Raw genomic sequence first — 12,258 nt, 5'->3', positions numbered from 1 at the left:
TTATGACCCGCGAACTTAATTTGAACGACATTCAAGGCAATGTCACACGTGCCTATGGCCGCTTTTCCTTTCCCTTTGCCCGCTACTATTTTTTCCACATCGACAACGCCGCGGCTGGTCGGAAATTCATTGATGAAGTGCGCAAACTGGTCACCACGGCTGAGCGCTGGGCGCCTGAGCCTGCAAAGGGCGAAGACCATGTGCCGGGGGTCAATTACAAACCCAAAGTCACAACCAACATGGCGTTTACGTTTCTTGGTCTTTGGGCGCTGGAATTGCCTGTGCGCACCTTGCAGGGCATGCCGGATGTGTTTGCCGAAGGGATGAAGGCGCGTGCCTTTGTCTTGGGCGATCGTGACCAAACGCTAACCGAAGAGGAAGCGGCCAAAGACAATTGGTGCGCCCATTGGGATCCGATCTGGCAGAAAAACCGCGTTCCGGGGGCAGGCGGTAAAGACGATGTGCACATTTGGCTGTCTTTGAACGCGCAATGCGTGCCTGGCACCGTGCAACCTGTGCCCGAGCTGGAGCAGCGTGTGAACCAGATCAAAGCCCTGCTTGGCAATGGTGTCCGCCTGATGGAAGGCAACAGCCAGACCGGACCGGGCGAATGTCAGGAAGCTTCAGCCGTTTTCGAAGACTTTGGCGGGCTGAAAGTGCCATCGCCCAAAGAACACTTTGGCTTCACGGATGGCATTGGTGATCCGGTGTTCGAAGGTCAATACAGTGACGCGCAAATGAAGACTGCTGTGATCGGACGCGGTAAAATGATGGGCAACGGTTGGGAGCCTTTGGCAACCGGCGAGTTCATTTTGGGCCATCCCGACGAAAGCCAAGAATTGCCGCCGACGTCGCGCCCTGCCGAATTTATGCACAACGGCACTTACATGGCATACCGCAAATTGCACGAAAACGTCGGCACTTTCTGGGACGTCGTGGACGCGGAAGTTGCGCAATATTGCAAAGTCATGGACGTGGATGAGGACGAAGGCCGCGAGACCCTGCTTGCCAAAATGTGTGGTCGCTGGACCGACGGGGTGCCCTTGTCTGTGGTGCCGACCTACGCAGACTGGCAAGCGTTCCGTGCCAAAATGAACTTTGTGCCTACGCCTCAAGAAGACATTGATGCGGGAAAAGTCAGCAAAGACGACGCGGTATCGCCCTTTGATGCCTATATGAACCAGATCAAATATATCAAATCTCCGGAAGCGTCCGATTTTCGCTATGCCGATGATATGGCCGGGCTGAAATGTCCGGTGGGTGCGCATATGCGGCGCGTGAACACCCGCGACTACATGGACCCGATGAACAAATTCGGGGTGGGCGCGGATGGCACGCAGCCTGATAACCCTGACGCCAACACTGCGCTGAACAAACGCCGCCGTGTGCTGCGGCGCGGTCTGCCATATGGCCCTCCGAATTTTGACAGCAAAGACGACGACACCGAACAGGGCGTGGCCATGATGCTTTTGGGCACCAGCTTGTTCCGGCAGTTCGAATTTGTGCAACAGCAATGGATCCAATACGGGCTTGATTTTCATCAAGGCAACAACACCGATCCCCTGTTGGGCAACCACGATCACCACAAGCGGCACACAATTCCGTCTTGTCCGATGACTGGCAAGCCACCCTATGTGATGAGCAAGCTGAAGACGTTTGTGGAATGTCGCGGTGGGGACTACTTTTTCATCCCCTCCATGACGGCGCTTCGGATGCTGGGCATGGGTATCGTCGATCCGACTTAACCGGTCTCAAATTTAAAGGAGACCAGCCATGGTCGCAGTATTCACGAACGTCTTCACAACAGCGTTTCGGATCATTCAGGTTGTGCTTGAAGCCTTTTTGGCGCTGGGCTGGTTGATCCTGAACGGGGCGAAAGCCGCTATGGGTGGGGGCATCGCGACCTTCGCCACGTCGGCGGGTGCACAGCGCAGGGTCTTTGCAATCCTGCGGGCCTTTGTGCCCAATTTCACGCTGAACAAAGTGCTGATGAAAGCCTATGACAACACGGGCACAGCCGTAGTGTCGCGCCGCGTTGACGTGCTTGATGTGCTCAACCGCAACGATGATTTTGAGGTGGTGTATGGCACCCGCATGCGCAAGCTGACCGAAGGGGAAAACTTCTTTCTGGGGATGCAACCGGGTTGGGACTACACGCGTGATACATCCGCGATGCGGCTTGCCGCGCGGATGGACGATGTGTCCAATATTGTGCTGCCACGTGCCACTGAACGGGCCAGCGACATCGTCAAAGCCTCGGGTGGCAAGATCGATATTGTCCCTGCGCTGACGCTTGAAGTGCCTTGGGACATGACTGCGACCTATTTCGGTGCTGGCGGCGAACGTAACGCGATGCAGGAATGGACGACCGACCTGTTTTGGTACTTGTTTGAAGACTTGCCTGCGGACCCTGAACTGGATGCCAAAGCGATGAAATACGCGGGCGAGCTGCGCGATTATCTTGATGGGTTGATAAAGGACCGCAAAGCGAACCCAACAGATGCCGAAGACATCCTGAACCGTTGCCTTGCCTTGCAAAGCGCGGACACACCGGGGATGAGCGACCTTGGCATTCGCAACAATATGCTGGGCATTCTGATCGGGGCGATCCCGACCATTTCCAAGGCGTGCTGCCTAGCGTTGGACGAATTGCTGAACCGTCCCGATGCACTGGCCACAGCCCACAAAGCGGCGCTTGCGGGCGATGATGCCCTGCTTGCGATGCACATCTGGGAAGCGTTGCGGTTCAATCCGCACAACCCTGTCATTTACCGCCGTGCCACACGGGACGCCATTGTTGGGCGCTCAACCCTGCGGCAGCGCACAATCAAAAAAGGCCAGATTGTTTTTGCGGGCACCGCGTCTGCGCAATTCGACCGCTATGACATTCCCACGCCAAACCAGTTCCGCACCGATCGTCCATTCGAGGATTACATCATCTGGGGATACGGCATGCACAATTGTTTCGGGGCCGCGATCAATGCCGCCGTCATTCCGGCGATTCTGAAACCCCTTCTGGCGCAGAAAAACCTGCGTCGTGCAGCGGGGGCTGCCGGCCAGATCGATGGCGGTGGCACACCACATCCGCAACATTTCCACGTGGAGTTTGACACATGAGCAAGCCACTTCTGATAACACTGCTGCCGTCTTCAGGCGTCGATACATCCCGTTGGGTGCTGGCCCATTATGACTACGCCTACACAGAGCGTCCCCACGCCCCGATATTTCATGTCTTGGCGTTGAAATCCTGGGGGCTGACCAAAGATCAATACCCCGGGTTGGTGGTTGACGGCAAAGTCGCGGCCTATGGATCGAAAGGCATCACGCTGCATCTTGATCCGCAAATGCCGGAAGAAAAACGCTTGATGCCAGATGATGAGGCCGGACAGGCAAAAGTACTTGAGATGGCAAATTACGCTGGCAACATTGTCGGCGGGGCTGTGGTCAATTGGTCTTATTGGAACTTGCTGAAATACAAGTCGGTCGTCTGGTCTTCGGTGACGACCTCGGTGCCTTGGTACGAAAAACTGACACTTCGTGTCGCGTTTCCTTTGATCCGTTGGGCCATGTACAAGGGTCTGGAACTGGATCAGGCCGTTGCCGATGAAGCGTTGAAAACCATCTATGAAGGTTTTGACAAAATCGACGCGCTGTTGGCTGATGGACGTACTTATATGTATGGTGACAGGCTGACATATGCTGATCTGATCACCGCTGCATGTTTAGGGCCGATGATTTTGGCACAAGGGTATCACGGGATGTTACCCAACCACGCGTTGTGTCCCGTGTTCATGCAAAAGGTTTATGCAGAACTGCGCCAACGGCCCACGGGGCTTTATATTCAACGGATGTATGACCTGCACAGACCTGCGCAATTACTGCAGGTTTAAGCAATTTTTCAACGGTTTGGCGAATTTCCGTCACCTAATTTTATCGAATGAATTTTAAGGGAGAGCGACATTGACCGACGTCCAGGACACCACAATCGTATCTGCGGCCATCTATCCCCCCATCGGTGTGTGCCGGGTGGGAAATAGCCCGTCCGAATTCTACATTGGCCCCGAAGTGAACGAACCGGCACCCTTGCCACCGGGCAGCTACCGCGATGACAGCGGCCGCATAAAACGTGAAGCTGCGCGTTTCCGCATCTATGGAATGAACGCAGCCGGGCAGGCCGTGGCCGAGTTGACGGCCGATACTGCTGACATCGAATGGCAGGTCGCCTTGGCCAACCAAAAGTCCAGCTGGTACGAATTTCAACTGGCGCAAGATGTGCCCGAAGCCGCGCAGGCCGCCCCCAGTGTCAAACGCAATCTTGCAGTGGCCGACCGTGACAGCCTGACAATTGCGCCATCCCCGCAATCGGTTTCGGGCACGAACCACAAGGGGGAAAGCACCAAGTTTGACGATGGCACCTGCTTTGGCCAACGGGTCTATCTGGGGGAACTGCATACCGATGACGTCGGACGATTGATCGTGCTTGGCGGGCATGGCAAAGCAGCATCCAACGATGACAGCCCCGCGATCACATTTGCCAACAACGAAGGTTGGTATGACGATACCTCTGATGGACCTGTGACCGCGACGGTGACAATGGAAGGCGTCCAGTTGGATGTGGCCCCCGCGTGGGTCATTTGTGCGCCGCCAAATTATGGCCCGCAGATCAAATCTGTGCGTACGATGTGGGACTTGATGCGCGACACAGCCGTCAGCGCAAAGATGCTGGACCGCCCTGCGAAACCATCGTTCCAACACGACATTCGCCCGATTTTCGAACGGATGACCGAATTGCAGTGGGTGAATGCGGGCTTCGCTGCGGCCTTTGGCTTTGAGGGGCCTTTCGACTTTTCGTCACCCGAATGGTTGGCACGCTTGAATGATGCCACGGACACAGGCGCAGAAACGCGGCGTGTGCTTTACAACAATTTCCGTGTGTTTGATCGGGACAGCAAATCGCCCGTGCCGTGGCCTTGGCTGTATGGTGATGCGATGAATGTGCCACCAGCAGATACGCCGCGCCAACATACCACGCTGTCGGATTTGCAGATGGGTTTTCTGGCGCAATGGGTCGAGGGCGATTTCATCGCCGACTACGATCCGGACGCCTGCCCGCCTGCATCCATTGACGCTGTGCCGGTGGCAGACCAGCCCGATATGCTGACGCGTGCGGCGATGGAGTTTTGTCTGGCTGACGCGTTTCACCCAGGATGCGAGATGACTTGGCCAATGCGGCAGGCCGGTATGTATGCCAGCGCGTTTCGCCTTAAGGCACGAGACGGGGCAGAACCGGATTATGGTCAGGAATTGACGCCAATTTGGGATGCACCGGGCGGGCCTGTCAACGGGGGCCAATCGCCGGGATCTATCACACGATGGATGGCTGTGCCCTGGCAGACAGATACTGCATCTTGCCGGTCAGGATACACCAAGGCCTACGACCCTTATGTGCCTACGTTCTGGCCCGCACGGGTCCCCAACGAAGTGGTCAGCGCCGAAGCGTACAGTGTAATCACTGACACGTCTGCGTCCATGCAAGATCGCATTGCAGCCTTCACAAACCGTGCCGACTGGCTGGAACCTTTGGGGCCTGACAAATATTATCAACATCAGATCAACCATATGATCCACCACTTCGATCAGATGGGCATTGTCGAGGTACACCCGGGCCCCGAAGGCAGCAGTGATGCCTTTCCGGCCACGATCCAAGTGTCTGATCAGCCACAAAAGACGCGTTTGATGGCGATGGCAAAAGGCGCTGCACCGCAAGGGCGCTCGGATCTATCACACATCGACAAAGTCCAGCGGTTGCCCGTGAAAGGCGGATAGCCTGAGGCACGATTGCGATATCGCGATTGTTGGTGCGGGCCCTGCGGGGTCCGCATTGGCATGTCTTCTGGCGTCTCGATATTCTGTGGTGATTGTTGAAAAACAAAGCCAGCCTGCGCCGCGCATTGGCGAAAGTCTGATCCCGGGGGCAAGGCGCCTGTTGCGGGATATGGGGTTGTTGGAGGCGATTGAGGCACGCGGCTACCTTGCGTATCTTGGCAACCAATCGGCGTGGGGCAGCGACCAGTTGGAAAACACCGATTTCATTCGGGACCCTGGCGGTCCGGGATGGCATTTGGATCGCGCTGACTTTGAAAGAACCTTACGCGATGTTGCAGGCAGACGCGGTGCTTCGGTTTTGACGTCTCAAACTGTTTCAAGTTGCGAACGGGACGCGGCAGGTTGGAGGTTGGGCTGTGTGTCGGGCGCGCGGATCCATGCACGAATTGTGGTAGATGCGACCGGACGCAAAGCCTCGATCGCGCGTATGATCGGCCAGCGCCCTGTGGTTCTAAGTAAAACCGTGGCGGTCTGGATGCGGTTGCCGAATGCTGCAACGCGCCCGCATGACAAAGACCTGCTAAGCAAAGGCCCCCTACACAAAGGCCCCCTACACAAAGGTTTGTCGACGATTGCCAGCTGTGCCACAGGATGGTGGTACACTGCCCCTGTGCGCGACGGGCGGGTGGTGTCTTTGCACACGGATTCCGATCTTGTGACCGACAACCTGCGTCACAGTGACGGGTTTGTTGAAGCCGCACGGCAAAACGCGGTTGTTGGTGCAGCCTTGGCGCAAACTTGTGCAAATGACAGTGCCCGTCCCCGTATTACCGCCGCCAACACGTCCCTTTTGCCTGTTCCTGCGGGCAAAGGGTGGCTGGCGGTCGGGGACGCAGCGCTGGCGTTGGATCCGTTGTCATCGCGCGGTGTGTTCCAATCGCTTTACACCGGGTTGGCCGCGGCTGCCGAAATTGATGCGGCTTTGCACAACAAAACTGGTATGGATTTTGCCGTGTACGCGGCGCATCTTCAGGATATCGCTACAACCTACCGCAGACATCTGAATTTGTTTTATCGAACAGAACGACGATGGCAGGACGCCCCGTTCTGGATGCGACGGCAGGGATGAACGGGTTCCGGTGGGTTCAGAGGTTTTTACGCCATCGTCGGTTGCAACTGCCGTAAACAGTGTGGCACGGTCAGTTATAAGTGGACTGGCCGGATCACAGCTATAGATTGCGACAATGACACAAAAAATGTTGGATTATCACGTCGATGCAGGGATGACCCCGCTGACGGACCCTGATTTTGGTGAAGAGGGCGTGTTTGTGCCCGAGTGCCTGCAGACGCGGCTTTTTCCTGATGTTCCCGAAGGCAGCGCACCCCAGTTTCTGTATGCATTGCTTGATGCGGGCAAAATTCCGTTTCTTTTGGACCGCTTGGGTCAGGCCGAACTGGATCACGTTTGCTTATATGATTTCGATGATTTCGATGACGATACACAACAGGTTGCCCCTTGGCTGGTGCGTTTGACAGCAGACAGCGACATCACGCGGCAGTTTTTCTCGTTCGACGCGGACGACGACAATCCCTTCCATATGTTGGTGCACGGCGGTGGCATTTTGCTGCGCAGCCATGCGGACATCGCAGCTTTGCGCGGCCATTTGCGCCACTATACTGTGCTGCCGGATGAAGGCGGGGTGCGGATGGTGTTTCGCATGCAGGAACCGGGATATCTGGATGCGTTGCTGGCGGTGTCCAGTGACCAAGAGATTGCGACGTTCTTTTCGCATGTTCTGGAACTGACGTATCTTTTGCCGTCGCTGGAAGATGGAAAATGGGATGCAATCAGCGTCAGGGCACCTACTGTGACGGCGCAAAACGCACAGGGCTTGCATGCACGCCCCAAACTGGACAAAGCACGGCGTGATAATCTGCGCCACATGCGCAATCTTATTCAGGCGCGGGCTTTGGCGTTAAAAACAGGCGCTGATCTGGCGGATCGCGAAGCGCGTGCAGACACCTATTACAAAATCCTGATGACGGGCTATGACAACGAACCCACCGTCATCAAGACCCACGACCTGTTGCGGCGCGTGCCTGAGGGTGCGTTGCAACCCTATTGGGATGCGGTGCGCAGCGGTGACCATTCGTTGGGGTACCTGAACCACCGGTTGGCCGCCCATTACGGCCTTGAGGACATAGTACAATGAGTGTTTGCGTTGAGTGTGGCGATTTTGAATTGTTTTACGTCCCGTCTTGCGGAGATGCTGCCGTTGGCGACAGCGACGTGTTGTTGTTCGCGGGGGATGAGCTGCTTGGCGTGAACGCCGAAATCCGTGAAATGGACGGGCTTTTCGGGGATCTGGATCAAGCCAACAACACAGAAGACGTTGAACTGATCGTGCAAGCGCAAGCGGCCTTGGCCAAAACCCTCGACAGCTACGTCAAGCCCGGTGTGCACCTGCCCGACAAGCATCTGGTGCAGATGTATTCGCTGAAAGGCAAACGCTGGACGCGGGTGCGCAGCGACAAGATGGCCAACCACTGGCGCCGCTACCGCATCGGCAAGGACATGTTGCAGCCTTCAGGGGACCAGCTGCCCAAGTCGCGTCTGGTAGAGGCTTTCAAAGAGGTCGGCAACAAGGTCAAGGACGACCTGCAAGGCGGCATCACCTTCCGCAACCAAATCGCCAAGGGCAGCGTCAGCGCGGGTATTCTGGAACTCTTTGACGAAAGCTGGGCCAAGTGGATTGACGCGGTCAACGAAAGCATGACCTATTCCCATGCCGAGCCAACGTTTGATTTGTCGGCAGGCGCACAGCTTTTGCGGGCCTATGCAGGGTTTGGTGTGAACCTGGGCTACAACCCGAAAAAGAAAAGCGCTGGCATGTCCGGCCACGCAGAGGCACGTGCCATTCTGGCCGAGGCCAAAGCGACCTTTAATTACTATGCCCCACACCGCGATGGCTGGCATGCGCTGATCCCGTATGGCGCACCACAAGCGTCAGAAGACGGACGCCAAAAAGAACTGAATTTCGGTTATTTCCGCGGCCACTTTACCTTTGCAACCCATGCCATGTTAGGGGCCAGTATCTTTGCCACGGCAGGGGTGGAATACAAGGCTGAACCCGATGGCTCTATCTTGGCCAAACCCTCGATGGCTGGCGTTAAGGGCGAAGCCGCACTTGGGGCTTTTGCTGGGGTGGAAGCTGGCGGCAGCGTCAAGGGGGCGCTGGAATGGTTGAACCCCGGTTTGATCGTGGACGGACAGCCCGTCACCAACAAGGAATGGGGGGCGATCATCGAAGTCGGTGCGTCATTGGCGGGCAATTTCGGCGTTGGCGCACAGATCGATTTCAAGATCACCTATGACGGTGGCAAGCTGATCTTCAAGTGTAAGGCGCAATTGGTTGTGGGGCTTGGGGCCAAAGGCAGCCTGTCGGGCACCATCGGGTTCGACAAGATGTACGAATTTATCATGTATTTGTACAACCAGCTGAAAGATAACGATTTTAGCTATCTGGAATTTATCGACGAAGGGGCGTTCAACTTTGTCATTGCAGCTGTGTTGTACGCTATCGAAAAAGGCGTTGATCTGGCCCGTCTTGGTGCCTTTGCGGTCAGCGAAGTGTTGTCTGCAACCGCCAAACTGTTCTCGGAACCGCAAGCGGCTGAAGACTATGCGAAAAAGATCAAAGCCCGCCCGAGCGCTTTGATTTTTGCGCCGCCAGAAGCGAAAGGCGCCATCTTGTACCGCCTGTCGGAAACCTACACTTTCTCGTTCGAAGAGCACCAAGAAGCGGCCATTCTGACGGTTGTCGGCACAGTGCAATCCAAAGCGGAGTGGGACAAAATTGTGGAACGCATCACTCCGGCAGGCAGCAAGTCTTCGGCCTCTGCCGGGTTGGCACGTCTGAACTACATCATGGACGGCGGATCACAGCGTAAATTCACGACTTTGATCGCGGCCATCAATAGCCTGCCGCCCACAACGCTTTATGCAGGATCGCCTGTGCGCGTGCAGACCATCGCATGACGCGTGGAATTATCATCGCAGGGGCGGCGGCTTTGGTTGCAGCAGGCATCGGGGCCGTTGCTTTGCCTGGGATGATGCAGGGCCGTGCCTTGGAGGCTTTGAAAACCCGCACCCTTGCAGAGCTTGTCTATGTGCAAGGCGGGGATTTTCGAAACGGCACCTACAGTGTGACGTGGCAAAAGCCGGATGGTAGCCGGATTGACCTGCCGGTGCGCGATGCGTCCCAAAGCCAGACAAGCAAGGACGTCACGCTGCCTTCGTATTATTTGCAGGCCCATGAAGCGGACAACGCAGACTTTGACATGTTTCTTGCGGCCACAGGACGGCCCGCGCAGTATAAGTCGCCCCAAACCTCACGTGGGACAGCAGGTGTTGCAGCAGAAATGACATGGTCAGAAGCGCGGGATTTCTGCGACTGGCTGGGTGATGTTTCCGGTCTGAACATGCGTTTGCCCACAGAAAACGAATGGGAATTCGCCGCCCGCGCCCGCGGTGGCACACCGCCCTATGCCACAGACAACGGTCAGTTTCTGGAAGGCGAAAACACCCATGATACGGTCATAGGCAACAATCCAGCCACACGCGGCGTGTTTGGGCCAAGCCCCATGGGGTTCTACAATATGGCCGACGGTTTGTATGAATGGGTCGGTGACATGGGCCGCGTGCGGATCGCCAAGGGCGGCAGCAATGTGTCCAGCGCAGCCTATGAGACGATCCCAAGCCGCGCGGTGATTGAAGGGTTTGCAAAGACGGCCGACACTGTGACTTTGTCTGATAACGCGGCCCGATACGGCGCGATCAAAGCCGACACATTGTATTTGTTCAATGCGACGGCACGCTGCGTCGCGGACGTGACACAGGCCCCTGCACAAAGCGGATTTGGCACAGCGCCCGATCTTGACGCGATTGGCTTTCCAACGGTTTACGTCTGGCCGTTTTAACCGTGTAGGGCGGCCACCGTTTTCAGGGTGGAAAAGCCGTAAAGTGCCTCAAACCCTTTTTCGCGTCCGTGACCTGATAGGCCGACGCCGCCAAAGGGCAGCTCAACGCCACCCGCAGCGCCGTAGTTGTTCAAGAACACCTGACCCGCGCGAAGCCGTTTGGCCAACCGCATTTGACGCGCCCCCGAAAGGGTCCAGACGGATGCGACCAAACCAAAGTCCGTGCCATTCGCAATACGCACAGCATCGTCTTCGGTGTCGAAAGGGATAATCACCTGAACAGGGCCGAATATTTCTTCCTGCGCAAGCAAGTGATCTGGCGGGACATCTGCGAATAGGGTCGGGGCCACATAAGCGCCGCCTTCAGGGGCGTTGGATGAAATTGACGCTTGGGCGACAAGCCGCAGGTCATGGCCCTTGGCGATGTACCCGTCCACGATGCCCTTTTGGCGGTTTGAAATCAGCGGGCCTACGTTCAGATCATCTGATGCCGGACCGACGTTCAGCGCCTTGTAGGCGTCTCCCATGCGCTGGACGACGGCCTCGTAGACACCGCGTTGCACCAGGATGCGCGAGGAGGCAGAACAGGTCTGGCCCGCGTTTTGCAGCCCCGCATTCACCAAAAACGGCAGGGCCGCATCCAGATCGGCATCGTCAAACACAAGCTGCGGGGATTTGCCCCCCAGTTCCAACGTGACAGGGACAGCATTGGCGGCAGAGGTTTCTTGGATAATTTTACCAACACCCACAGAGCCCGTGAAGGACATGTGATGCACGCCTTTGTGCGCGGTCAGTGCGGCACCTGCCTCAGCCCCAAGGCCCGGCACCACGTTCAACGCACCGTCCGGCAGACCTGCGTCCTTGCAGATTTGTGCAAACGCCAGCGCCGTCAAACAGGCTTCTTCGGCGGGTTTTAGAACGCAAGCATTGCCCATCGCCAAAGCCGCCCCGACAGAGCGCCCGATGATCTGCATCGGGTAATTCCATGGCACGATATGTCCGGTTACGCCGTGCGGCTCGCGCAGGGTGTAAACGGTGTAGCCGTCCTGAAACGGGATGGTTTCGCCGTGGATTTTGTCGGCGGCACCCGCGTAGAATTCCATGTAGCGGGCCAAAGCCACCACATCGTTGCGCGCTTGGGTCAAGGGCTTGCCAACATCCATCGATTCCAACTGTGTGAGATGGTCGATGTTTTTCAGAACCTCTTCCCCGATCCGCGCCAGAACGCGGCCCCGTTCAAAGGCTGGCAGTCTGCCCCATGTACCGTCGAGTGCTGCTTGCGCGGCTTGAACGGCTGCATCGATATCTTCGGGTGCCCCCCGCGCGATGTTGCAAAGGGCTGCGCCATCGGACGGGTTGATCAAAGGCAATGTCTGGCCGCCACGTGAGGGTTCCCACGCACCGCCGATAAAGCACAGCGTGGGGTCGATGTTCATAGGTTTGACTGTCATG

The 12,258-nt window shown here is 56.8% G+C and carries 9 protein-coding genes; 8 read left to right on the top strand and 1 reads right to left on the bottom strand.

Annotated features, from left to right (window positions below):
• Positions 1-2: 2 nt before the first annotated feature.
• The 8 genes from ASD8599_RS14445 to ASD8599_RS14410 all read left to right on the top strand — a co-directional run bounded on the left by ASD8599_RS14445 (position 3) and on the right by ASD8599_RS14410 (position 10,806).
• Positions 3-1,745, top strand: a complete 1,743-nt coding sequence (locus ASD8599_RS14445; protein WP_108829181.1) for a Dyp-type peroxidase — start codon at positions 3-5, stop codon at positions 1,743-1,745.
• A gap of 28 nt (positions 1,746-1,773) precedes the next feature.
• Positions 1,774-3,117, top strand: coding sequence for a cytochrome P450 (locus ASD8599_RS14440; RefSeq protein ID WP_108829180.1), 1,344 nt, complete (start codon positions 1,774-1,776; stop codon positions 3,115-3,117).
• Positions 3,114-3,890 carry a glutathione S-transferase C-terminal domain-containing protein gene (locus tag ASD8599_RS14435; RefSeq protein WP_108829179.1) on the top strand — a complete coding sequence of 259 codons (777 nt, stop codon included), beginning with the start codon at positions 3,114-3,116 and terminating at the stop codon, positions 3,888-3,890. The genes ASD8599_RS14440 and ASD8599_RS14435 overlap by 4 nt, the downstream gene beginning before the upstream one ends.
• A 70-nt stretch (positions 3,891-3,960) precedes the next feature.
• A complete protein-coding gene (locus ASD8599_RS14430; RefSeq protein WP_108829178.1) occupies positions 3,961-5,826 on the top strand; it encodes a LodA/GoxA family CTQ-dependent oxidase in 1,866 nt (621 codons plus the stop codon).
• 1 nt (position 5,827) lies between these two features.
• Entirely contained in the window at positions 5,828-6,955 is a 1,128-nt protein-coding gene (locus ASD8599_RS14425; RefSeq protein WP_108829177.1) for an NAD(P)/FAD-dependent oxidoreductase, read from the top strand.
• A 115-nt stretch (positions 6,956-7,070) separates the two neighbouring features.
• Positions 7,071-8,039: a DUF4123 domain-containing protein gene (locus ASD8599_RS14420; RefSeq protein WP_108829176.1), complete on the top strand. Its 969-nt coding sequence runs from the start codon at positions 7,071-7,073 to the stop codon at positions 8,037-8,039.
• Entirely contained in the window at positions 8,036-9,865 is a 1,830-nt protein-coding gene (locus tag ASD8599_RS14415) for a hypothetical protein (RefSeq protein ID WP_108829175.1), read from the top strand. Before ASD8599_RS14420 ends, ASD8599_RS14415 begins: the two co-directional genes overlap by 4 nt.
• Positions 9,862-10,806, top strand: coding sequence for a formylglycine-generating enzyme family protein (locus tag ASD8599_RS14410; protein ID WP_108829174.1), 945 nt, complete (start codon positions 9,862-9,864; stop codon positions 10,804-10,806). The genes ASD8599_RS14415 and ASD8599_RS14410 overlap by 4 nt, the downstream gene beginning before the upstream one ends.
• Here ASD8599_RS14410 and ASD8599_RS14405 read toward each other — a convergent pair.
• Positions 10,803-12,257 (bottom strand): aldehyde dehydrogenase family protein, encoded by a 1,455-nt coding sequence (locus ASD8599_RS14405; protein WP_108829173.1) that lies wholly within the window; start codon positions 12,255-12,257, stop codon positions 10,803-10,805. The two genes, ASD8599_RS14410 and ASD8599_RS14405, sit on opposite strands and share 4 nt — an antisense overlap.
• Position 12,258: the final 1 nt, after the last annotated feature.

The sequence above is a fragment of the Ascidiaceihabitans donghaensis genome, from assembly GCF_900302465.1.
Taxonomy (GTDB): Bacteria; Pseudomonadota; Alphaproteobacteria; order Rhodobacterales; family Rhodobacteraceae; genus Ascidiaceihabitans; species Ascidiaceihabitans donghaensis.
The sequence above is the reverse complement of the archived record's forward strand: the minus strand, read 5'-3'. Positions and strand labels throughout refer to the sequence as shown.